Source organism: Telluria sp. RB2R28, from assembly GCF_059685835.1.
In genome coordinates, this window is record NZ_JCASIK010000006.1 from 160,112 (window position 1) to 184,191 (window position 24,080).

The window sequence follows — 24,080 nt, forward strand, 5'->3', positions numbered from 1 at the left end:
GCTTTTTTTTCGTCTGTCGACAAAGCGAGACATTTCCATACCGAAACTATCTTGAGGCTTCAAATTTGCTTGCCGAAGGGCAACGTCAGTTCCATAATGTTTCTCTGTTCCAATTCTTGAGCCACATCAACCCTGTTGTTGTGATGAAACAATTCATTGGAGAAAGAGATTTTCTCGTTCGGCGAGGAAATCTTCATTTATCCTTTAGGAAATAGCTGAAAACTATAAGAAACATAGATTTCACTTGCGCATCGTACGGCGTATCGCGGGACGCGATCTCTACCGGACGAGTTTCGATCAATAAGTTACAGGGAAAACACGAATGAATTTGAACAACATGAAGGTCGGCACCCGTCTGGCCCTCGGTTTCGCACTGGTTCTGGTACTGCTGGTCGCAGTCGCGGTAGTTGGCATCCTGCGCATGGCGCAGATCCAGGATCGCCTCGATCACGTGGTGAGCGTCAGTAATGTATCGACCGGGCTCGTGGTCGAAATGCGCAACAACGTCAGCGATCGCCTCGCTTCGCTGCGCGTGCTGACCCTGATGACCGACCCGGCCGACATGGAACCGGAAATCGTCAAATTCAAGGAACAAACCGCCAAGTACGATGCGGCCCAGGCCAAGCTGGCTGCGCTGTTCGCAACGTATGCCAATGCCCAGGAAAAAACGCTGTTGAACCAGATCAAGGAACACGAAGCAACCGCGATGCCGGCCATCGCCCGTGCGACCGAACTGTATCTGGCTGCAAACGCGATGGACGCCACCCGCGTGATGATCCGCGAAGTGCGTCCCGTGCAGCGCAAGTGGACCGACGCCCTGAACGCGCTGTCGGCCCTCGAAGACAAACAGAATGCCCAGAGCAAGGCCGATGCCGAAACGGCGTTTGCCAATGCCCGTAACTTCATGCTGATCCTGCTGGTGCTGGCAGTCGTCATCGGTATCGTCGCTGCCGTGGTCATTACCCGCAGCCTGCTCAAGCAGCTTGGCGGCGAGCCGGCCTACACGGCGAAGATCGCTGGCAGCATCGCCCATGGCGACCTGTCGATCGTCATCGACACGAAGGCGTCGGATCGCGGCAGCCTGCTGGTCGAGATGAAAGAAATGCGCAACAGCCTGGTTGGTATCGTCGAGCAAGTGCGTCGCGGTACGGAAACCATCGGCACCGCCTCGCGTGAAATCGCCGCCGGCAATATCGATCTGTCGTCGAGGACCGAACTGCAGGCAAGCTCGCTGGAAAAGACCGCTTCGGCGATGGAAGAGTTGACCGCAACCGTGAAACAGAATGCCGACAGTGCCCGCGAAGCCAATGCGCTGGCGGCAACCGCGTCGGACGTGGCCCGCAAGGGCGGCGATGTGGTGTCGCAAGTGGTCGGCACGATGGGCGAGATCAATACGTCGGCCAACAAGATCTCGGACATCATCGGCGTCATCGACGGCATCGCCTTCCAGACCAACATCCTGGCGCTGAATGCGGCAGTCGAAGCGGCACGTGCCGGTGAACAGGGCCGTGGCTTTGCGGTTGTGGCATCCGAAGTGCGCAATCTGGCGCAACGTTCGGCAGCGGCAGCAAAAGAAATCAAGACGCTGATCGGCGACTCGGTCGAGAAGGTCGAGCGCGGCAGCAAGCTGGTCGGCCAGGCCGGCGTGACGATGGACGAAGTGGTCTCGAGCGTCAAGCGCGTGACCGACATCATGAGCGAAATCGCCAACGCCAGCGCCGAGCAGAGCGCCGGCATCGCCCAGGTCAACACGTCGATCATCGAGATGGACAGCATGACGCAACAAAATGCTGCGCTGGTGGAACAAGCCGCCGCAGCTGCACAGAGTCTGCAGGACCAGGCAGGCGAGCTGGCCCGCGTGGTCAGCATCTTCAAGCTGGAAGAGGGTGAAGAGCACCACGTTCCAGCCCAGGCGCAAGCCAAGGCCCCGGCAGCAGCGCCGGCCGTGACCACCACTGCGGTGGTGGCGCGTCCGGTCGTCAAGCGCCCGGCGCCACCGGCACTGAAGAAGCCGGCTGCAGCATCGGCAGCACCGAAAAAAGCGGACGAGGCAGTTGCAGCGCCGAAGCCGAAGAAAGCCGCCGTCAGCGCCACCGCCAGCGCCGACGAGTGGGAAGAGTTCTGATTTTTTAAGTAGTCGACCAGCGCCGGCCCGCCGTGCGGCGCACACCCAGACCATTGCCGTTCAATTCAAAAACCTTAAGTGGGGAAACCATGAAAAACCTGTCCGCCAAACTGTTCGTTGCACTGACCCTGACCGCCGCTGCCGGCGCGAGCTTCGCCGCTGAAACCTCGGCCCAGTTCGATCCAAAGAAATGCAGCATCGAGTACCCGAAGGCGTCGCTGATGAATGAAGAGCAGGGCACGACCACCGCGTCGTTCCTGGTCACCGCGGACGGCACCGTGACGGAATCGAAGATCGACAAGTCGAGCGGCTTCAAGAACCTGGACCGCGCGCTGGTCAAGGGCCTGACCTCGTGCAAGTTCAAGCCGGGCACAAAGGACGGCGCACCGGCACAGACCTGGACCAAGATCGACTACGCGTTCAAGCTGGACTGATCCACGCTCGCTGTACGCTCTCGTTCACGCAGCCGGCACCATGTGCCGGCTGCGTCGTTTTATCCCTCCGCAGCACCGCCTCCCGCGTCATTTCCCCTCCGCACCAAACAATGTTGGTTGTTACAAGATTGTTGCCATATGTTACTGCTGTAATCACTTGGTTCAATCCCGCTTTTTAACGGATGCGCCCGGTATATTGAAGTCATACAAACAGCAACCGAAACGGAGCACACCATGAAAACCTTCCTCTCAACCGCCACCGCTGCTGCTGCCGCGCTCCTGATCGGCACCTCGGCTTTCGCACCGGTGCAAGCCCAGCCGCATCATCAGCGCGCCGACGTCATCATCATCAAGAAGGCGCCACCAGCGCTGCGCCGCGAAGCCGTGCCGAACGCGCGCCGTGGTTTCGACTGGGTGCCGGGTTACTGGAACTGGAACGGTCGTCGCCACGACTGGGTGGGCGGCCATTGGGAAAAGGTTCGCCCGGGCTACGCCTATCAGCGCGCAGAATGGCGTCAGGATCGCAATGGCTGGCACCTCGACCGTGGCGGCTGGCGTCAGGAAGTGCGCGGCCGTGACAACGGTCCACGCGGCGACCGCGATCGTGACGGTGTCCCGAACCGCCACGACAATCGCCCGAACAATCCGAACCGTTATTAATGAAGCAGGCAGCGGCGCCGCAGGGCACGATTCAAGAGGCCGTGCCGTCGCCGCTGCAGACCTGGTTACGGCCTGACAGCTTGGCCTGATAGAGCAGGGCGTCGGCACGTTCGACCAGGCTACTGGCGGCAATGGCCACGTCTTCTCCGGTCGTGCTGGTCACCGTCGACGTGTACACGCCAGCGCTGATCGTCACGATGCCGGCGTCATTGCCGGCATGCGAAATCTGCAGCGCCATCACGGCGCAGCGGATACGTTCGGCAACCATCCTGGCCCCGGCCGGATCGGTATCCGGCAGCAGCGCCACAAATTCCTCACCACCATAGCGCGCCGCCAGATCGGCCGGGCGCACCAGGCTGTCCCGCAGCGCCGCCGCCACCTGGCGCAGGCAGGCGTCGCCGGCCACGTGGCCATAGGTATCGTTGAAGCGCTTGAAGTAATCGACGTCGATCAGCACGATCGACAGCGGCAGCCCGCTACGCGCAGCACGCGCATTTTCCAGCGTCATGACTGCTTCAAAACGGCGCCGGTTGGCAATGCCGGTCAGGCCATCGTGGTCGGCCAGCACGGTCAATGCCCGGTTATGTTCCTGCAATTGCTCGCGTGCCTGCAGCAGTTCGTTTTGCAGGTGGTCGCGAATCATGATCTGGCGCACCAGCCGCCAGCCAAAGGCCAGCAGCAGCACAATGGCGACGAACGTGATCGTCGCCTGAGTCAGCACCGACTGCAGCCATTTCTCGAGGATCTCCTCTTTCGATTGCGCGGTCGCGACAATCAATGGATAGGTGTCGAGGTGGCGGTAACTGTAGAGTCGCTCGATGCTGTCGATCTTCGAGCGTCGCATGCCGGAGCCGACCGGCCCCTGGCTCAGGTACATCTGCTGGATCGGGCCGTTGCTCACATTGGTGCCAATCAACGACTCGCTGTGCGGCAGGCGGTAGACCATCGTGCCATCGTCGAGCGTGAGCATGACCACGCCGGCGCGGCCGACGTCGAAGCTTTCGTACAGCGTCGAAAAATAGGCGATGCGGATGGTGCCGAGCGCCACACCGGCAAAGCTGCCATCGGGATGATCGAGCCGGCGCGACACTGGCAACACCCAGTCGCCAGTCGACCGGCTGCGCACCGGTTTGCCGACATGCACGCCGCGATCCCGGTGTGTCAGGTGATATTGAAAGTACTCGCGATCGGTATTGTTGTGTGCCAGCGCACGGTCTTGCGACGTCATCAACCAGCGGCCGTCGGCACCGAACACGAACAGCGCATGCAGCTCGTCAACCTGCGACACCATATTCTTCAGATGCAGCTGCAACCGGGCACGTTCAGCGCCGCGGTCGGTCCCATCGGTTTCCACGCGCTCGACCACGCCGGCGAGGACGGTATCGACGACGCGTACTGCGCTCTCGCCCTGCGCCGCGAGCGCATGCGACATATTGGCAGTGGCCACGGCCACTTCGGCCAGACGTTCCTGGCGCGCGCGCCAACTGTCTGAAATCTGGATCGCTAGTAGTAACAGGCAGAGTGCCACGACGAACAGCACGGCATTGCGCACGGCGGGACGCTTTTCAGCGGTCAGGCGGGAGATTTCGGGAGCGGCACTGGTGTTTGGCATCGTGGGGGATGGCGAGCCGCTACAAACGCCCACGGTCGTCAGCTGCAGGGACTCTGATTACTTGTAGAAAACCGACGAATTGTCGCACAGCGCCGCCGCTGCACCCGCATTGTCGCCGCCCTGTTACAACTGCGGCGTAGCTCAGGCCACGCGCAATCCCAGCTCGCTGATGAGTTCAGCTGCCTGGCGCGGCGTGATCCAGGCGCCCTGGAACAGTTTGACGTCCGCCAGCGTCAAGCCCGACAGATCCGCTTCGCGCAGGTCGGCGTTGTCGAAGCGCGCCTGTTTCAAGCTGGCGTTGCGCAGGCTGCCGCCTTCGAACACGGTATCGCGAAAGTCGCAGGCGGCCAGGTCGGCATCCGAAAAATCGAGCCCTTTCAATGTCGATTTGCGAAACGACATGCGGCGCAGGTCGGCGCCGATCAGCAGGCATTCTTCGAAGGTCAAACCCAGGTGCGCCGCTTCTTCGAAATTCGCACCGGTCAGCTTGCAGCCCTTGAAGGTGAGGGAGGCAAGGCGCGCGCGGCGCCAGCTGCTGTTGTTCAGGTCGCAGCTCTGGAACTGCGCATCGGTCAGGTCGGCCGCCTCGAAATCGGCTTGCCGGCCGCGGCAGCGCTGCCAGGTCGTCTGCGCCAGTTTGGCGGCGTAGAACGAGGCTTCGGCGATGCTGCAATTGATGAAACTGCTGCCGCGCAGGTCGAGCCGCGACAGATCGGCATCGTCCAGCATGCAATCCATAAAGGTAATGCTGCCGCTGGCAAGTGCCGCAGCGATGTCGTCGCGGCTTGGGGAATCGGTAAATGTATGCATTAATTTGTGTTGAAAATAGCGCGCACCAAAGCGGCGACCTGGTGTCAAGTTTTCGGGTTACGCTCATGGCGGCCAACAGCATGATGGCGGCAGTTTACCTGAATTTGCCGGCGCCCAATTCGTGCCTGATTTCATCGGAAATTGCACGCAATTTACAGGCGGCGCAGGATGTTGTGCGCAGAGCGGGAAAGGCAAACGCAGGGTTTCCACTTGGACAAAAAAAAAGGTAAGATAGTGTCGCTCCCTTTATGTTTTTGATAAGTGCTTATTATTGGTTAAGCTTATCGAAAATAGTTGAAGGGTAATCGTGTTTGAGAAATTCGGAATACAAGATGGATCATAAGAAAACGGCTGATTGGGAACTCGCTTCCGGCAGCTGGACGGTGGCAACCAACGATGGCGAGATTCGCCTCAATCGCACGGTGATGGGTAATGCCATCGCCCCCTCATTGGGTTCCGCAGATATTGCCGCCATCATGAACATGCGCCGTGCGCACGGTGCGTCAACGCTGTATCCCCCCGATTTCAATTTCTCGCCCATCGACGGCGCGCAACTGGCGCCTAATCCCCCGAGCGGCGCCAGCTGGATCGCGCCGAGCGGCGCATCGGCCATCACGGACGCCGGGATGCCGGAAGCCGTCGGCCTCAAGCGCACGCGCCACAGCCTGCCGGTCGATCGCCTGCGCCGGCACGACGCCGATAGCATGGCCGACATGGAGTTGCCGCTGCCGCCGCCCGGCGAGTACGAATTCTTCTCGGGCACGTTCGGCACCGTCGGCGCTGTGTTGCTGGCGCTCGATACGGGCAAGGGCACGCTGTTCGGCTGGCTGCCGGCATCGAAAAAATGGCAGCCGCTGCTGGGCACCGGCACGCGCCTTCTGTCCGAATCCAATTTGCCCGTCCATGCCTGGCGCGCCGAGATGGCCGCCTCATTCAACAGCCGCCTGTATATCCCCACCGAACATGGCCTGGCGATGCTGGTGCCCGATTTCGCGGCGCTGCAGTTCCGGATCGATTACGTCGGCAATGCCCCGGTCGTGGGCGCACCGGTGGCGTTCGATCACCAGGTCTGGGCGCCGATCCAGCATGAAGACGGCGTGGTGCAGTTCGTGTTCGCCGATGCCCATGGCGTGGCCGGTCCGCCACTGCGCGTCGATGGCCGTTGGGCACTGGGCGAGATGGGCGCGCCGTGCGCCTATGGCCGGCTCGCCGTGTGGCCCTGTGCCGCAGGGCAGTTGCGCTTGCAGAAAATGACCGACGGCAGTGTGGCGGCCACGTTCCTGGCCTGGCCAGACGGCATCACGCCGCATTTCGAATTTGGCAGCGCCCACATGGCGCGCTCGGGTTCACTGTGGCAGTTGTGCTTCGACAGCCGCCTCGACAGTTATGTGTACGTGCGCCTTGGCGTGAACGAGCACGAACAGGTCGCCGCGCTCAATCCGCGCATCGGCTCTGGCACCATCAATTACCGCTTTGCCACCAAGCTGAAAACCGATCCGTGGATCGAGCCGGAACATGGCGACGATGGCGCGGCCAACACGGTCGTCGTGCCGCTGCTCGAACTGGGCGAGCGCAGCGCCGTGCTGGCCCTGCGCATCGACAGCACGGCCGGCCTGGGCACCTTGCTCAATTCGGCTGAACGCATGCGCGCCCAACTGGTCTACGATGATGAGAACAACGACATCGTATTCCACACCATCGCGGTCAGCAAACCATGGGAACTGCGCCTCTTCCTGCACAACGGTTATTTGTGGGCCTACCACCCCGGCATGCAGCGCATCCTCGGCTGGGACGTCCAGCAATGATGCCGCGCGCGTGGTGTGCGGCGCTCGCGAGCGTCGTCCTGGGTCTGTGTGCGGTGCCGGCGCAGGCCATCCAGCAAGCATTTCTGGTGCAGAACTCCGGCTGGATGGAGCCGTTCTACGCCGATCCGCAATCGCAGTTCAAGCCGCTGATCGCCGCCGTGGCCAATGCCGCCGCGCGTCCGGGCGACAAGGTCATGGTGCTCGCGTTCAGCCAGTCCAGCGGCAGCAATGTCTCGCCGCAATTGCTGGGGCAGGGCGATGGCGCCGCCCGGGTGGCCGGCTGGCTGGCGCCGCTCGCGCCTGCGCGCAAGAGCGCCAGCGCACTGGCCGACACGGATTTTCGCGAAGCGGTGACCAAAACCATCGGTGAGACGTTCAAGTCGCGCCCCGGCATCATCTGGATTTTCACCAACAACAAGAATAGCCCCGGCAACGATCCCGCCACGGCGGCGCGCAACCTGGAGTTCTACCGGCTATTGCACCTGGAGCCATCCATCACGCGCACCGTGGTGTTCCCGCTGCGCATGCCGGTGCAGGGCAAGTTCTTTGCCGCAAAAGGTTTGATGGTCTACGGGCTGGCCTACGGCAAGGAAGCCGGCGACGAGCTGGGCCGCATGGTGGCGGAAGGCCGGCTTGCCAACATCCTGACGAAGCCGCCGGCGCGCCTGAAACCGGTGGACCAGGACGGCGTGCGCATCGTGCCGCAGGCCGTGCTGAATACCCCGAACATGACGGCCTCGATGGGCACCGACAAGCGCACCGTCGTGCTCGACGTGGATGCCGACAAACTCATCCCGCAAGTGCGCCTGAAGGCGTCGTTGCAGAACCTGTTCTATCCCTACCTGATCGCGCAGGCCACAGTCGATGGGCAACTGCGCACGCGCGCGGGCACGACGCCGCTCATGGTGACACCGACAGCTGTAAGAAATCTCGCGCCGGGCGCCAGCCAGTCGATCGAGGTGAGCTTCAAGCTGCCGCTCGAAGAAGTGCCGTCGGCGTGGTCGAGCCAGGCCATTGCGGCGATGGGCAAGCAAGTGATCATGCCGATGTCGGTGAGCCTGGGCCTGAGAAATCAGCGGCTGGCCTTGCCGGCATCGTTCAAGACCGAAATGCAGGAGCTGTTCCCGGGCGATCCGCTGTCGGACATGTTCGTGCCGCCCGACAGCGTGAAATCGTCGACGGCGCAGGTGCCGCTGATCGTGCGCGTGCAATATCCATTGACGCCGGTGCTGGTGATCGTCGGCGGCGTGCTGGCGTTGCTGCTGGCGCTGGCTGCGCTCGCGTTTCTGGCGATGAAAACCACACGCTATCCGATCATGGTCAACGGCGTGCGCCGCAACGTGCTGCTCAAGCCGTTCAAGTCGCTGGCGATCAAGGCCGACGACGGCGCCGCAGTTGGCGAAATCCGGCGCGGGCTTGGCCGCCCGAGCGTGGTCCAGGTCGAGCCGGGCCAGACGTTGACGATCGCGTCGTAATCCATTCAAGTAGTCTTTATCCCATTCAGGAGAACGTGGCATGACGCAGCAAGCAAAAGATAACGCAGGCTTTGCCCTGCCGGCACCGGTCGAAGGCGGGCAGGCGCCAGCAGCGGCGGCGACCCCGGCGACCCCGGCAACGGGAACGCCCGAGACGGTCGAATCGCTGCCGGTGACCACCGACGTCGACACGTCGTCGCGCGACGCGCTGATCGGTGGCGGCGTGCTGCTGGTGCTGTTCATTGCGTTCTTCTTTGCCAAAAATGCCTACGCCAACACGCTGGTGGCAAAACGTATTCAACCGGGCAAGGCGAATGCGGCTGGCTGGTGGCTGTTCATCTTTTTGGCCAGCCTGTCGACCGGCGTCGTGCTGGCGGCAATCAATGCACCGAAGTTCATGGCGCCCCTGATCATCGGACCGCTGACGCTGATCGGCCTGATTGCGCTGGTGCTGATGCTGCTGTCTTCCCGCAAATAAGTACCCAGACCAGGAACTACGCGACATGGCAGATAATCTGAACCAAACGATCGGCGCCGGCACCGGCGAACGCAAGCAGGAGCAGAGCATCGACCTGCGCCCGACGCTGTTCATCGGCATCGGCGGCACCGGCATGGAAGTGCTGATGCGCGTACGCCGCCGCATCCTCAACACGCTGTGGGGCGGCAACGGGGCGCGCACCCGCGTCGACAGCCTGGCCGAATTTCCGGTCGCGCAGTTCATCCAGTTCGACCTCGACACGGGCGCCGTCATCGACAGCGGCCGCGCCCAGGCCGAAGACCTGCAATTTGACCAGGTCAAGTTCACCGACGAAGAGAAAATCGTCGAAGCGTTCGACATGGACAAGTACAGCCGTGACGACGACGCGCTCGAGAAATACCCGCACATCAAGGAATGGCTGTCACTGACGCCGAAGAAGATCCGCGAGCTGGGTATCGACCCGTCGAAGGGTGCGGGCCAGATCCGCGCCGTCTCGCGCCTGTACCTGTTCGACAAGTACACCAAGATCCGCGACAAGATCCGCCTGAAGCTCAAGACGCTCAAGGCCGGCCTGTCGCACGAGCAGCAACTGGCGCGCCTCGGCCTGCGCATGGAAACCGAGAAGTTCCGCATCGTTATCGTGGGCTCGGTGGCCGGCGGCACCGGTTCCGGCGCCTTCCTCGACATGGGTCTGCTGGCGCGCTGGCTGGCCAAGTCCGAGGTGGGCAATGCCGACGTCGAACTGATGCTGTTCTTGCCGACCGGTTACGCGGGCGCCAACAAGGAGCGCACCGAAGCGAACGGCTACGCCGCGCTGATGGAACTCGAATCGGCCATGCTCGGCAACAAGGGCTACGTGGGCCGCTGGGATGCCTACGACCAGCCGGAATTGCCGCGCGAACCGTACAGCGAAGTCTATCTGATCGACTCGGGCAACCTTGCCCAGCAGCACACGAACGACGTCAAGGATGTCTACCACATGGTGGCCGACACGCTGTTCGAAGATTTTGCGTCAGGCGACTTCGCGCGCCGCAAGCGCTCGGTGGCCGTGAACCAGGCACAGCACAAGAATTTCCTGCACGACGCCCTCGTGCCGAAGAACCGCTTTGCCGACATGCGCCTGTCGTACTCGAAGCGCTTCTCGTCGTTTGGCCAGGCCGTGCTCGACACGCGCCAGGAAGCGCGGCGCGAAGAGCGCGCGCACCGCTGGGCCGGCGCGATGCTCAAGGCCTTCTTTGGCGTGGGCGGCGCCGACACCGGCGTGAACCGCGCCACCGACAAGCAGCGCGACGAATTCATGGCGGCCCAGATGGCGCTGCGCGCCGCGCCGTTCAGCGATTTCCCGACGTTCTCCGACCGTAACGTCGAGCTGAAACGCTCGAGCGGCGAGTTCCTCGATTACGCGCTTGTCGATGACCTGCTGCAGGACAAGCACGGCCTGCTGCTGGCCGGCGTCGAGCAGCGCGTCAATGCGCGCATCGACAGCATCCGTACCGGGTTCGATCGTGCCGAGTGGCCCACGCAGGTGCGCGAAACCGTCCAGCAGCTCGAGCGCGACTCGGTGCGCGACCAGGATTCCACCGCCGACACGACCGAAGACCGCGTCGTGAAGCGCCGCCGCGAAGTGCTCGAGCGCATCAAGCACGCGATCCGCGACCAGCTCTACGCCTACCTCGACAACAAGGATTTCGGCGGCCTCGAATACGTGCTGTCGCTGGTCGAGCAGATCAAGGACCGGTTAGAGGCTCCCGGCACCGGCCTGATCAGTGCGTTGAAACTCAACAGCGAGCGTTACCGCGAAATCAAGGAAGCGGTGCGCACCCGCGAATACGAACGTCTGCTGGCCAACCTCGAACAGACCCGGGGCGGCTTCTTCAGCAGCAATAACGAAAAGCAGGCAGTCACGGTGCTGGACCACCTGCGCACCGAAATCGCCAACGCGCTCAAGTTCCACCTGCGCGCCAAGGCGGCCGACGAAGCGGCGATCCTGATGGCCGACCTGTCCGCATGGCTGGGCAAGAAGAACGGCGTCGATGCGCAGGGCCGCGCCATCTGGAACGGCCTGGTCGGCGAATTGCAGGCCGGCCGCGAAGCCGTGCTGGCCATGCTGGGGCAGCTGCAGCACGCCAACGCCATCATCCAGCAAGACCTGAACAAGGACCACGCCACCTTGATCACGGTGCCGGTGGCCGAGCGCAACGTACCGATGCCGGGCGCGCTGCAACTGCGCGAATGGGCCGACGAAGCGTTCAAGGACCTGGGCGGCTCGAAGGTGCTGTTCCCGATGCTGGGCGACGCCGCCCAGCGCAGCGAGATCATCAACAAAGTAAAACGCATGGCCGAGCGGCAGTTGACGCTGGCCGGTGCGGGCGACGCGGACAACGTCGACCACGATCCGTTGATCGAGGCCCTGGAACAGATGAACCCGGCCGAACGGATGGACCGCTTCCGCAAACTCCTGGCCTGCGCGATGCCGTGGATCGATGCGAACCTGTCGGGCGACTTCACCGTGAAGGCCGACCAGTTCAAGTGCTTCGTAGGCGTGGCCAATGCCGACCGTTTTAAACGCCTGTTCGGCGCCGAACTCAATACCTGCGTGCCGACCCAGGCCAATATCACCGCGGCGCAGTTGTCCATTGTCGAGACCGGCGTGCCGGGCCGCGCCGTCTGCTACTGCGAACTGTCCGGCATCCCGATGACGGTGCTGCGCGGCATGGAAGGGTGGCGCACCAGCTACCGCAAGGAAGCCGAAAAGAACCCGACCCACACGCATATCGACTCGACCCAGTTCAGCCATCCGATGGCGCCGACGACCGACGAGATCAACCGCCTGGCCGAAGACTTCAAGCAGTACCTGCAGGCGATCATGCTGGGCATCCTGACCCGCTCGACGCAGCGCGTGATCCCGCGCGGGCAGTACCAGTTTGCCGTCGCGCGCGGTGACGTGCGCCGCATCGGCAACGAACGCGCCATCCGCCAGAACGGCTTGCCAGCCACCTACCGCGACGCCATCGTCGAGCGGGTGCAGGAACGCCTGGCTGAACTCGACGCGAGCCAGACGGTTGCCCTGGCAGCGCTGGCCAGCTATTACGAGACGGCCGTCTACACGCCGAAACTGGTGGAAGACGCGACCGGCGCGCAGGATGATCGCAAGGGCTTTGCCAGCGCGATTGCCGGGGAAGCCAAACGCGAGCTGGCCGAAAAGGCCCGCCGCAAGGGCATGAGCCAGCGCGACATCGACCGCGCCGATGAGCAATTGCTCGAAGTGCTGACGGAGTGGGCGAGCGTTGTGCCGGATTCGGATGAAGACGCGTATGACTGGGAAGTGCGCGAGCCGGGCGAGGATGGTCATCTGCGCCTGAAATACGTGATCAAGCCGGACGCGTTCAACGCTGGCAAGTTAGACGCGTTGCTGGCGCCGCAAGCTACTGCGCCTGTTGCTACGTTCCCGGCTGGCGCGCCGGGCATGCCTGGCATGCCGCCGCCGCTGGGCGCGACGCCACCGCCACTGGGCATGCCGCCACCGCTCGTCGAGCATCAGTATCATCTGGGCATTGGTGGGCAGCAGTTCGGCCCGTACACCGCGCAGCAGATCGTGCAGATGGTGCAGGCGGGGCAGGTTGTGGTCGCTGGCACGAAGGTATGGCGTGCGGGTCTTGCGGCCTGGGGTGAGCTGGGGCAGTTGCCGGAATTGACCATGCTGTTTGCAGCGCCGGCATCGGCATCGCCGCCGCCGTTGCCACCGATGCTGTGAGGACGAGACTTTGAAACAGTGTTCTGGCTGCAGTGCGACGCTGCAGGGTGAGGTGGCGTTTTGTCCATTCTGTGGTGAAGGGGTGGATGGGGCGGTGCGAAAGGTGGGGCAGGTTGCTGCTCCGGTTGCGGCATCGAATGCCGCTCCGGTTGCTGCGGTACCAGCGCCGCCGAGTGTGCCTGTGCCTGCGGCGCCTGTCGTGACACCGCAACCAGTTGCGGCGCCGACGGCAAGCGTCCCGCCGGCTGCTGCCGTGCCGCCATCTGCACCCGCAACACCTTCCCGACCTGCAGCCGATGGCGCGCCGATACCGCCCGCAACGCGCAAAGGCGGGAAGGGCAAGTGGATCGCCGGCGGGATCGCACTGCTGCTGGTCGTGCTCTACAACGTGGGCTCCAATGACAAGCCGGTGATCGAGGAAAATGCCTGTGAATCGGCCTTCGACCTGGGCACCCAGGCGGTTACCTCGGGCGACCTTGCCGCCGCGCGCACCCAGGCGCTGCGGGCCAGCGCCGAATGCGGCGACAAGGAACGCGCCAAGGTCAACACCTTGCAACGTGCGATTGCGGCAGCGGAAAAGACCGACAACGCCTGCCAGCGCAATTTCCGTGCAATCGACGGCTTGCTGCAGGACAGCCGGCCCGGTCGCGCGCGCGCAGGACTGAACGAATTGACGGCGGCGTGTTCAAATAAGCCGGAGGCCGAAGCCTTGCGCACCCGGCTGGAGGCGACCCAGGAAGCCATCAAGGGAGCGCTGGCTGACGTGCGCAGTGCGCTCGATGCACGTGATCAGGCGCAAGCCAGGGCCGCACTGGCCAAACTGACTGGCCTGAACCGCGATGAACCTAGCCTGAACCAGCTGAAATGGGAGGTCGACGCGCTGGATGCCGCCGCTACGGCTGCAGCCCAACCGGCGCCGCCTGCCGAGGTCTTCATGCCAGGCGCCGCGCCGGTCCAGCGTGCGCCAAGCCAGGTGCAGGAGCCGGTGGCGCCGCGGGCGCCGACTGCGCCGACTGCGCCAGGTACACAAGACGCGGGCGCAGCGCAGCGCACGTCGATGGCGACGATGTTCTTGCGCGATGCCGAACAGGCGCTGTTGCAGCGAAAATTTGATGCCGCCAAAACCTATGTAGAAAGCGCACGCCGGGCCGACCCGAACAATCCGCAGCTCGACAGCATGATGCAGCAGATCCGCGACCGCGAACGCCAGATGCTGCAAGAAGAAACCACCATCAGATAAAACAGTCTCATCAGGGAAAATACATGAAAACGCCAATGAAAAAGATCGTTGTCCTGACGTTGCTGACGAGCCTGGTATCCGGCTGCGCCACGACGGGCCAGAGCGGCATGTCGCAAACGCAGTACCCGCAAGGCGGCGTCGCCGCCGAGCAGGACCCGTGCGCCGTCGGCTCATCGGCACTGATGGGCGCCGCAGCCGGCGCACTGCTGGGCGCCCTGATGGATGGCAAACGCGGCGCAGCACGCGGCGCCGCTGCCGGCGGCATCGTGGCCGCACTCGGCTGCGTGGCGATCAACTCGCAATCGCGCCAGACCCGCACCGCCGCCCAGGTCGACAACGACTTCATCCGCACCCGCGGCCGCCTGCCAGCCGAGCCGCAAGTGGTGTCGTACCAGCCACGCCTGAACGCCAGCACGGTACAGCGTGGCAAGCCGGTGGTGGTCAACTCAACCGTTGAACTGGTGAACGGTGCGACGACCCCCGTCATGCAAGTGCGCGAAGAGCTAGTGGTATTCGACCAGGATGGGAAGCAATTCAAATCAGGTTCGAAGGCGCTCACCAACAACTCGGGCGGGCGCTTTGAGAACTCGTTTGAAATCACGCTGCCAAAGGATGCGTCGCAGGGACGCTATGCGCTGCGGACCAATTTGTACGTCAATGGCAAGCTGTCTGCGTCGCGGGATATGAATACGCAGCTAGTGTGGAATGGGGTGGAGCAGATTATGGTTGCCAACCGTTGACTTAAGCCAAAGCCGCAAGCCAGCGAAGCGAAAGGCAGGTCTAACATTCGGACACGAGCTTAGGTTTTCATAGCGCCGAAGTCTGAAAATTTTTTTTATAAACTAATGTAGTTGCTGAAATAAAATTAAAGCGGGATAAATTCATGGCATGTGTCCAAATTTTAAGCCTGATCCCCGTTGTCCTAAACAAATAGCCCAGTCTCGCAGACTGGGCTATTTGCTTTAATTCTGTGGGTCAGGCTAAAGCTGGAAAAAGCCAAAGTCAGGGTTGAAATTTGGACACAAGCTCATGTTTAAAGAGCATCGAAGATTGAAGGCATTTGCTAAGCGAAAAAATTCGATGCGTGTAGTAAGAATTGCGTCGCGAATTTAAAGTAAGTGTCTTAATATCAGTCTCCAGCTTTTCGATCTTGTGCTCGAGACACAGCATTTGCTTGGGGGAAAACGCAAAAAATCCATTCCTAGAAGTGAGCTTTTTATTTGCGTTCTTTAAAACTGATGTGGCTCAAATTCACGACAACAGAAATAAAATTCAGACGTAAAACGCTATTTCTTCTTTATGATCGATATCTTCGGATTTTTTTCCAAAGCTGATCCTCAAACTATTATGCAATCATGCGGATTTCACGAAAGACGTTGGAAAATCGATACTTCCGATACTTCCGATACCTCATACGTACTTGTTCTACAGTAGTCAAACTACTCCGGTGAAAAATCAGGAATCCATGAAAAAGATCGCAAACAACCCGTCAGTACAAGGAATTCGAGATTCGGTCAAGAGTCTAAATATGCTGAAAACAGTGTTTAACTGCGTTCCTTTCGGCGCCTATATTTTCCCCGAATGGCACAAGGCGTTTGAATCAATGGAAGGCTTGGCGGAGCGAGTGAAGATCCTTGAGGTCCCTGACCGATTCAACGAAGCGTTCTCTAAGCGTGGGTGGATTGCTTATGAATCTATGAATTTAAAATCAATGGTTCAGGCTATAGAGATTGCTGAAGAAGAAGGCTATCCTGCGGCGGAAGAGTTCTTGGCGAACACATACGATGATAACGTGCTTAAATTCGGGATCATGCGTTGTAACGGTCAGAGTGATTTCCGAAAGCGTGTGCGGCTACTAGAATTGGCCGCATCTGACTACTTGGCGGGACGCTACCATGCGTGCGTGCCGCTTCTTCTGGCACTAATCGATGGTCTGGCCAATGATGTCTCAAAGCACATCGGATTCTTTGCTGAAGGCGCAAAATTAACAGCTTGGGACAGTATCGCAGCCCACGAAACTGGATTGAAAACGCTCGCGAAAATCATGGGGCTGCCACGTAAAAAAACAAACGAGGACGAAATTTCGATTCCTTTTCGAAATGGCATCCTTCATGGACGTGAGCTCGCTTTTGATAATAGAGTAGTGGCCGCGAAATGTTGGGGCACCTTGTTTGCATTGAGAGATTGGGCTACCGCGTTGGCGAACAGTAAGATCGAGCCGCAAGCAAAAGCTGAAACTAAATGGAGCGATATTATTAGGCAGATATCGAAAACACAACAACTGACGCGTGCTCTAGAGGCTTGGCGGCCTCGCAGTGAGAGTGAACTTACTCATATCCCCTCAGATGGGCCGCCAAACTTTTTGCCCGAAGGAACGCCTGAACAAGTAGTAGCGAGCTTCCTCGATAATTGGGTTCATCGTCGTTATGCTCCGATGGCAGCAGCTCTGGTCGATCTCCTGAACCGGCCGATAGGAAAAAGGGCCGGTCGTGTAAAACAGGAATTTGGTAAAAAACATCTGTCAAGCTATCGAATTATCTCAGTAGTGGATAAGTCGGCTGCTATGTCTAACGTTCTCGTCGAGCTGCAAACTGGAGAAAAGGCGCCGGGCGAGTTAATTACCTTGAATCTCAGCGTTCAGTTTTCCGATGTCAGCAATGAGCTTGCAGTTTGGAAGCATGATCCAGGGACTTGGAAAATTCTTCAGAACGGGTTCCGGGGGGCGACCAGCTGATCGTGAAATACGTCGTCGCTCATTATTCTATGTGCTTAGCGCGGCGCTCTTTCCCGTCGATGATAGTGCCGGTGCGTCGTCCCCGAATTCACGTGCGCGGCGAAGTCTTAGCCGTCCCCTGTCCGATTCCTGAGCTTTGTCGTGATCGCCGCCGGCCGGACGTCGAACAGCGCGAGCTACTTTGGATGCTCAGTCAGCTTTTAGCCATCGTAAGGGGCTAGCTGGTGCCGGGTTTGTGTGCCGCTCTGTACTCAGCTTCCCACTCCCGCTTCGCGACCAGTGCTACCGCCACCTCCTGATTGAGCGACGCAATCAAGCCGAACATCGCATCCGTCCACACCACCCCGTATAAGCTCTTGGAGTGGGGTGCACTCTTTGCATGCGCGAACAGATATAGCTGGCTTGCTCGGATCAAAACGCAAAAAGCCCAGTCAGATGACTAGGCTTTTTATTTGTATTCTTTAGGATGGCTTTGGGGGACCACTGGCCATAGCAAAGTAACTGCTTGCGCGGGGCATCATGGCAGTTGCTCCAACAGTCTGTGTGATTGACTGTGTTTCAAAAGCAATCCGGTTGCAATGCCGCTTCTGGTCCATATCACTGGTGACGAGGACCCTATCGCTAAACGTGTCCGGGCTAGCCCCAGACAAAGGCAACGTGTTCCTTGTCTCTATCGTCAATGACGAAAGCTCGGACGTACATTCGAAAATCTTCAGCGACATACACTTCGGTGCGAAAAGTCTTGAGTGCCGAGGCGTCAACGTGATGTCGCTGAAGGTGTTCCGCTAATCCAGCCCGGTAAGCTTCTATACATTTGTGTACCCGTGGCGGGAGGTCGCGCGTAGCTTCGCCACCGGCAGGAATCCAGTTGATGATGACCTTCTCGCCGCTTCGCGCTCTGGCCAGCCTGTACACGTCCTCAAAGACGAAAGCATCGTCTACGTAGTTTATTCCGCTCATGAAGGAGTGCGACCAGTTATGCGCCATCGCGCGGATAAGTTTGTACTTCATCTACTTGTGCTCCTCGTGTGCGCCAATGCCCGCCGTTGGCGGTTCCTCCGTGCTTGTTCCAAGCGAGCACCTTGCCGGTGTCAACTACCTGTCGACCTTCCAGCACACCGAATTCTACGCCTGGGATAAGCGCTCAATAGCGCTACGTGAGGTTCGTCAATCAAAACAGCGTCCGCGCATGCGGACGCTCCTAGAGCTCAATGTTGAGGACGTGTCCGAATGTCAGACCTGACACCGGTTTTTGGACCCGGGCTTAACATAACAGCAATAACCGAGGAAATTTGCTGAGCAAAGAAATTCGATGCCGTGCAGAGAGCAGGACTACAGGCTCAATGTTGAGGACGTGTCCGAATGTCAGACCTGACACCGGCTTTTGTTCGGATCAGAACGCAAAAAGCCCAGTCCGAAGACTGGGCTTTTTACTTGCATTCTGTGGGGTGGCTGATGGGGCTCGAACCCACGACAACAGGAATCACAATCCTGGACTCTACCAACTGAGCTACAGCCACCACTGAACTACTACATCTGTCTCGTTGTTTCCGCGACAGAACAAGATTATATAAACTTTAGCCCGCGCTTGCAAATTTAATTGCATGTCGAAGCAGAGGGCGCTTGCGGCTCGGCAATGTCGACCGCGTACACGGGCGGATCGATCCCCAGCAGGCTGCGAAACGCTGCCGTCAGCGCGGCCGCACTGGCCGTCGTATAGCCCGTCAGACCAGCTGGCAGCGCATCCAAACCAGCAGCCCGCGCCAACCCCCCAGCCACCAGCAAGCGCGCCAGCTGCCGCGCCACAGCATTCCCCGTATCCACCAGCGCTACATCACCATGTCCAGAGCTAACCAGCAGCCGCTCGATCGCCCCACGCACCAGCGGATAGTGCGTGCAGCCCAGCACCAGCGTATCGGCTTCCTGCGCCAACAGTGGTGCAATGAAGTGGTCCAGCGTGGCCATCATGGCGCTAGAGTCCAGCTCACCCAGTTCGATCTGGTCCACCAGGCCCACACATGGCTGCAGCAAAAAATCCACGCCGGTCTCACGATGGATCTGGTCGCGCAACAGCAAAAACTTTGCGCCTTGCAGCGTGCGCGCCGTCGCCAGCACGCCCACCTTGCCACTGCGGGTGAGTGCAGCGGCCGGCTTCAACCCCGGCTCCACCCCCACGACCGGCATCCCCGGATGCGTCTCACGCAGCACGCGCACGGCCGCCACGGTGGCTGTATTGCACGCCACGACAATCGCCTTCGCACCTTGCCCAATAAGGAAATCAGCAATCGCCAGCACGCGCGCAATGACCAGCGCCTCGGGCTTGTCGCCATACGGCGCATAGCCGGAATCGGCGACATACAACAGGTGTTCATGCGGCAGCTGCGCCTGGATGTGGCGCAGCACCGAGAGACCGCCGACGCCCGAGTCGAAAATGCCGACCGGGGCGTCGTGGGAAAGCGTGGTGGAAACCATGCTGAAGGGGAGAGGTGTTATGCGACGTTGATCGGCACGCCGCGCAGCGATTCGATCTTGGCTGACCATTCCTTCGGGCCGGTCGTGTGGACCGACGTGCCGGTCGAATCCACGGCGACGGTCACTGGCATGTCGGTCACGTCGAACTCGTAGATCGCTTCCATGCCCAGGTCCGCAAAGCCGACCACGGTGGCCGACTTGATCGCTTTCGAGACCAGGTACGCTGAGCCGCCGACCGCCATCAGGTACGCCGACTGATGCTTCTTGATCGACTCGATTGCGGCCGGGCCGCGCTCGGCCTTGCCGATCATCGAGATCAGACCGGTCTGCTCGAGCATCATGTCGGTGAACTTGTCCATGCGCGTGGCGGTCGTCGGGCCAGCCGGGCCGACCACTTCGTCGCCGACCGGGTCGACCGGGCCAACGTAATAGATCACGCGGTTGGTGAAGTCCACTGGCAGCGATTCGCCCTTGGCCAGCATGTCCTGGATGCGCTTGTGCGCAGCGTCGCGGCCCGTCAGCATTTTGCCGTTGAGCAGCAGCGTCTGGCCCGGCTGCCACGAAGCGACTTCTTCTTTGGTCAGCGTGTTGAGGTCGACGCGCTTGGATTTCTGCGTGTCCGGCGTCCAGTTCACATCAGGCCAGCTCGACAGCGCAGGCGGTTCGATGTAGACCGGGCCCGAGCCGTCGAGCACGAAGTGTGCGTGGCGCGTGGCGGCGCAGTTCGGGATCATCGCCACCGGCTTCGAGGCCGCGTGCGTCGGATACATATTGATCTTCACGTCCAGGACGGTCGTCAGGCCGCCCAGGCCCTGCGCGCCGATGCCCAGTGCGTTGATCTTGTCGCACAGCTCGATGCGCAGCTCTTCGAGCTTGTTGTTCGGGCCGCGCTGGCGCAGCTCGTACATGTCGATGTCTTCCATCAGCGACTCTTTGGCCATCAGCATCGCCTTTTCGGCGGTGCCGCCGATACCGATGCCGAGCATGCCCGGCGGGCACCAGCCCGCGCCCATCAGCGGCACGGTTTTCAGCACCCAGTCGACCAGCGAGTCGGACGGGTTGAGCATGACGAACTTGGTTTTATTTTCCGAACCGCCGCCCTTGGCCGCGACTTTCACGTCGACGGTTTCGCCCTCGACCAGCTCCATGTGGACCACGGCCGGGGTGTTGTCCTTGGTGTTCTTGCGCTCGAAATGCGGGTCCGCGACGATCGAGGCGCGCAGCTTGTTGTCGGCGAAGTTGTAGGCGCGGCGCACGCCTTCATTGACGGCGTCCGTGACGGTGCCCGTGAAACCCTCGAAGCGCACGCCCATGCCGATTTTCAGGAACACGTTGACGATGCCGGTGTCCTGGCAGATCGGGCGCTTGCCCTCGGCGCACATGCGCGAATTGGTCAGGATCTGGGCGATCGCATCCTTGGCGGCCGGGCTTTGCTCGGCCTCGTAGGCGCGCGCCAGGTGCTGGATGTAATCCGCAGGGTGGTAGTAGCTGATGTACTGCAGTGCTGCCGCGACCGATTCGATCAGGTCGTCTTGGGTAATCACGGTTGCCATGTTCGCTCTTTCAGGGGTACCAGGAATGTTTGTTTTAAGCGTGCTTGTCGTTGTGCGTGCTCATCACGATGCGGTCGGTGTAGGCAATCGCCATGGCCGAGAGCAGGAACGCGAAGTGGATCAGGGTCTGGAAGAACAGCGTCTTCACATCGTATGACGACGCGTTGATGAAAGTCTTGAGCAAATGAATCGACGAAATGCCGATGATCGCCATCGCCAGCTTGGTCTTCAGGACCGACGCGTTCACGTGCGACAACCACTCTGGCTGGTCCGGGTGACCATCCAGATGCATGCGCGACACGAACGTCTCGTAACCCCCGATGATCACCATGATCAACAGGTTCGAGATCATCACCACATCGATCAGGCCGAGCACGACCAGCATGATGATGGTTTCATTGAGCCGGGTAGGGCGAGTAGCGCCCGGAACGCTGACGGCATCGATGATGTGTTTGAGCGAATCGGCGTTGCCCATGGCAGCGCCGATCAGGTCGACGAGTTCGACCCAGAAATGAAAGACGTAGACGCACTGGGCCAGGATCAGGCCCAGATAGAGCGGCAGTTGCAGCCAGCGGCTCGAGAAAATCAGCGAATTGAGGGGCGACAGCTTGCGAAAAGGCTGGTTCGGGGGCAGAGACGACATCGGGATGGAACTCCAGGAAATGCGAGAAAATTCAGCACGGCATTTTACACCGGCGCTGGCGTTACGGTGTCGTCGGCAGAGCACTTGCCCGCTTTGCAACGGACGGCGTTAGAATGAATCGGGCGGCGCCAGCCAGTCGCCGGGGGGCGATGTGTAAGGGCTCAGTAAGCGAGCGCCCCTATGGTATCGGCATAACCCACTAACTAGAATGGAGACTGATATGTCCGACAACGAGACAACGCAGGAGCAATCCCAGGGCCTGCAAGAGCACCGCGTGTTCCAGCCGCCGCACGAATTTGCCGCCAACGCCACGGTCAGCGGCATGGCCGCCTACGATAAGCTGTGCGCCGAAGCCGCCAGCGACTACGAAGGTTTCTGGGCGCGCCTGGCGCGCGAGAACCTCGACTGGCACAAGCCATTCACCAGCACCCTCGACGAGTCCGACGCGCCGTTCTACAAATGGTTCGGCGACGGCCAGCTCAATGCGTCGTATAACTGCCTCGACCGCAACCTTGAAAACGGCAACGCCGACAAGACCGCGATCATCTTCGAGGCCGACGACGGCGCCGTCAACCGCGTGACCTACCGCGAGCTCTACGCCCGTGTCTGCAAATTCGCCAATGCGCTCAAGTCGCGCGGCATCAAGAAGGGTGACCGCGTCATCATCTACATGTCGATGTCGGTCGAAGGCATCAGCGCGATGCAGGCCTGCGCCCGCATCGGCGCGACACACTCGGTGGTGTTTGGCGGCTTCTCCGCCAAGTCGCTGCAGGAGCGCATCATCGACGCCGGCGCGGTCGCGGTCATCACGGCCGACGAGCAGCAGCGCGGCGGCAAATCGCTGCCCCTCAAAGCCATCGTCGATGAAGCCCTGGGCATGGGCGGCTGCAATACGGTCAAGGACGTCATCGTCTACAAGCGCACCGGCGGCAACGTCGCCTTCCAGGAAGGCCGCGACCTGTGGCTGCACGAGCTGGTCGAAGGCCAGTCGGCCGACTGCGAGCCGGAATGGGTCGACGCCGAGCACCCGCTGTTCATCCTCTACACGTCCGGCTCGACCGGCACCCCGAAAGGCGTGCAACACTCGACCGGCGGCTACCTGCTGTGGGCCGCGCTGACCATGAAGTGGACGTTCGACCTGAAGCCGGACGACGTCTTCTGGTGCACCGCCGACATCGGCTGGATCACCGGCCACACCTACATCGCCTATGGCCCGCTGGCCGTCGGCGGCACGCAGGTCGTGTTCGAGGGCGTGCCTACTTTCCCGAACGCCAGCCGCTTCTGGAAAACGATCGAAAAGCACAAGGTCAGCATCTTCTACACGGCGCCAACGGCGATCCGCTCGCTGATCAAGGCGTCGGACGTGGACGAAAAGGTCCATCCGAAGAATTCGGACCTGTCGAGCCTGCGCCTCTTGGGTTCGGTCGGCGAGCCGATCAACCCGGAAGCCTGGATGTGGTACTACAAGAACGTCGGCGGCGAACGCTGCCCGATCGTCGACACCTTCTGGCAGACCGAAACGGGCGGCCACATGATCACGCCGCTGCCAGGCGCAACGCCGATGGTGCCGGGTTCGTGCACGCTGCCACTGCCGGGCATCATGGCTGCGATTGTCGATGAAGCCGGCGCCGACGTGCCGAACGGGCAGGGCGGCATCCTGGTCGTCAAGCGCCCATGGCCGTCGATGATCCGTACCATCTGGAATAACCCGGACCGGTTCCGCACCAGTTACTTCCCGGACGAGCTGGGCGGCAAATACTACCTGGCGGGCGATGGTGCGATCCGCAACAAGGACACCGGCAACTTCACGATCACGGGCCGTATCGACGACGTGCTGAACGTGTCGGGTCACCGCATGGGCACGATGGAAATCGAATCGGCGCTGGTGGCCAATTCGCTGGTGGCCGAAGCGGCGGTGGTGGGGCGGCCGGACGACACGACGGGCGAATCGATCTGCGCCTTCGTCGTGCTCAAGGGCGCGCGGCCAACGGGCGAAGAAGCCAAGAAAATCGCCAATGAACTGCGTGCGTGGGTGGGCAAGGAGATCGGTCCGATCGCCAAGCCAAAGGAAATCCGCTTCGGCGACAACCTGCCGAAAACCCGCTCGGGCAAGATCATGCGCCGCCTGCTGCGCGTGCTGGCCAAGGGCGAGAACATCACGCAGGATGTCTCGACGCTCGAGAATCCAGCGATTCTGGAGCAGTTGAAAGAATCGGCGTAATTACTCCACTGGCGCCGGCCTCCGGGCCGGCAGAAAAATGCCCGTCTTCGCACTGCGAACACGG

18 protein-coding genes and 1 tRNA gene are annotated in these 24,080 nt (G+C 60.9%); 12 read left to right on the forward strand and 7 right to left on the reverse strand.

Annotation, left to right across the window (positions count from 1 at the left end):
• The first annotated feature begins 322 nt into the window (after window positions 1-322).
• The 3 genes from AC56LV_RS21010 to AC56LV_RS21020 all read left to right on the forward strand — a co-directional run bounded on the left by AC56LV_RS21010 (window position 323) and on the right by AC56LV_RS21020 (window position 3,219).
• The gene (locus tag AC56LV_RS21010) at window positions 323-2,125 is read left to right on the forward strand and encodes a methyl-accepting chemotaxis protein (RefSeq protein WP_499560434.1); all 1,803 of its coding nucleotides are present in this window, start codon (window positions 323-325) and stop codon (window positions 2,123-2,125) included.
• 89 nt (window positions 2,126-2,214) lie between these two features.
• A complete protein-coding gene (locus AC56LV_RS21015) occupies window positions 2,215-2,559 on the forward strand; it encodes an energy transducer TonB (RefSeq protein WP_183549598.1) in 345 nt (114 codons plus the stop codon).
• A 234-nt stretch (window positions 2,560-2,793) separates the two neighbouring features.
• Window positions 2,794-3,219: a YXWGXW repeat-containing protein gene (locus AC56LV_RS21020; RefSeq protein WP_183549600.1), complete on the forward strand. Its 426-nt coding sequence runs from the start codon at window positions 2,794-2,796 to the stop codon at window positions 3,217-3,219.
• Window positions 3,220-3,250: 31 nt separating this feature from the next.
• Here AC56LV_RS21020 and AC56LV_RS21025 read toward each other — a convergent pair whose 3' ends face one another.
• Together AC56LV_RS21025 and AC56LV_RS21030 are read right to left on the reverse strand one after the other, a co-directional pair.
• Window positions 3,251-4,831 carry a sensor domain-containing diguanylate cyclase gene (locus AC56LV_RS21025; RefSeq protein ID WP_499560436.1) on the reverse strand — a complete coding sequence of 527 codons (1,581 nt, stop codon included), beginning with the start codon at window positions 4,829-4,831 and terminating at the stop codon, window positions 3,251-3,253.
• Window positions 4,832-4,972: 141 nt separating this feature from the next.
• Entirely contained in the window at window positions 4,973-5,641 is a 669-nt protein-coding gene (locus AC56LV_RS21030) for a pentapeptide repeat-containing protein (RefSeq protein WP_499560438.1), read from the reverse strand.
• Here AC56LV_RS21030 and AC56LV_RS21035 point away from each other — a divergent pair.
• From AC56LV_RS21035 to AC56LV_RS21070, 8 genes are all read left to right on the forward strand, one after another.
• Complete coding sequence (locus tag AC56LV_RS21035; protein ID WP_499560440.1) at window positions 5,632-5,871, forward strand: hypothetical protein; 240 nt, start codon at window positions 5,632-5,634, stop codon at window positions 5,869-5,871. The two genes, AC56LV_RS21030 and AC56LV_RS21035, sit on opposite strands and share 10 nt — an antisense overlap.
• A 102-nt stretch (window positions 5,872-5,973) precedes the next feature.
• The gene (locus tag AC56LV_RS21040; RefSeq protein ID WP_499560442.1) at window positions 5,974-7,446 is read left to right on the forward strand and encodes a hypothetical protein; all 1,473 of its coding nucleotides are present in this window, start codon (window positions 5,974-5,976) and stop codon (window positions 7,444-7,446) included.
• On the forward strand, window positions 7,443-8,921 hold the full coding sequence (locus tag AC56LV_RS21045; RefSeq protein WP_499560444.1) for a hypothetical protein: 1,479 nt from the start codon (window positions 7,443-7,445) through the stop codon (window positions 8,919-8,921). Before AC56LV_RS21040 ends, AC56LV_RS21045 begins: the two co-directional genes overlap by 4 nt.
• 40 nt (window positions 8,922-8,961) lie before the next feature.
• On the forward strand, window positions 8,962-9,399 hold the full coding sequence (locus tag AC56LV_RS21050; RefSeq protein ID WP_499560446.1) for a hypothetical protein: 438 nt from the start codon (window positions 8,962-8,964) through the stop codon (window positions 9,397-9,399).
• A gap of 25 nt (window positions 9,400-9,424) precedes the next feature.
• Window positions 9,425-13,153 (forward strand): tubulin-like doman-containing protein, encoded by a 3,729-nt coding sequence (locus tag AC56LV_RS21055; protein WP_499560448.1) that lies wholly within the window; start codon window positions 9,425-9,427, stop codon window positions 13,151-13,153.
• A gap of 199 nt (window positions 13,154-13,352) precedes the next feature.
• Window positions 13,353-14,393, forward strand: coding sequence for a hypothetical protein (locus AC56LV_RS21060; RefSeq protein WP_499560450.1), 1,041 nt, complete (start codon window positions 13,353-13,355; stop codon window positions 14,391-14,393).
• Between the two features lie 35 nt (window positions 14,394-14,428).
• Window positions 14,429-15,133 carry a hypothetical protein gene (locus tag AC56LV_RS21065; RefSeq protein ID WP_499560452.1) on the forward strand — a complete coding sequence of 235 codons (705 nt, stop codon included), beginning with the start codon at window positions 14,429-14,431 and terminating at the stop codon, window positions 15,131-15,133.
• 725 nt (window positions 15,134-15,858) lie between these two features.
• On the forward strand, window positions 15,859-17,127 hold the full coding sequence (locus tag AC56LV_RS21070) for a hypothetical protein (RefSeq protein ID WP_499560454.1): 1,269 nt from the start codon (window positions 15,859-15,861) through the stop codon (window positions 17,125-17,127).
• A 636-nt stretch (window positions 17,128-17,763) separates the two neighbouring features.
• Here AC56LV_RS21070 and AC56LV_RS21075 read toward each other — a convergent pair.
• The 5 genes from AC56LV_RS21075 to AC56LV_RS21095 form a co-directional block, all read right to left on the reverse strand.
• Window positions 17,764-18,138: a hypothetical protein gene (locus tag AC56LV_RS21075; protein WP_499560456.1), complete on the reverse strand. Its 375-nt coding sequence runs from the start codon at window positions 18,136-18,138 to the stop codon at window positions 17,764-17,766.
• Between the two features lie 433 nt (window positions 18,139-18,571).
• A tRNA-His gene (locus tag AC56LV_RS21080) sits at window positions 18,572-18,647 on the reverse strand.
• A 76-nt stretch (window positions 18,648-18,723) separates the two neighbouring features.
• The gene (gene murI / locus AC56LV_RS21085; protein ID WP_499560458.1) at window positions 18,724-19,599 is read right to left on the reverse strand and encodes a glutamate racemase; all 876 of its coding nucleotides are present in this window, start codon (window positions 19,597-19,599) and stop codon (window positions 18,724-18,726) included.
• 17 nt (window positions 19,600-19,616) lie between these two features.
• On the reverse strand, window positions 19,617-21,152 hold the full coding sequence (locus AC56LV_RS21090) for a fumarate hydratase (RefSeq protein ID WP_183549636.1): 1,536 nt from the start codon (window positions 21,150-21,152) through the stop codon (window positions 19,617-19,619).
• Between the two features lie 34 nt (window positions 21,153-21,186).
• A complete protein-coding gene (locus tag AC56LV_RS21095) occupies window positions 21,187-21,795 on the reverse strand; it encodes a TIGR00645 family protein (protein ID WP_258836300.1) in 609 nt (202 codons plus the stop codon).
• Window positions 21,796-22,015: 220 nt separating this feature from the next.
• On the opposite strand from AC56LV_RS21095, the gene acs reads away from it, so the two are divergent.
• Window positions 22,016-24,016 carry an acetate--CoA ligase gene (acs, locus tag AC56LV_RS21100; RefSeq protein ID WP_499560460.1) on the forward strand — a complete coding sequence of 667 codons (2,001 nt, stop codon included), beginning with the start codon at window positions 22,016-22,018 and terminating at the stop codon, window positions 24,014-24,016.
• The last annotated feature ends 64 nt before the right edge of the window (window positions 24,017-24,080 follow it).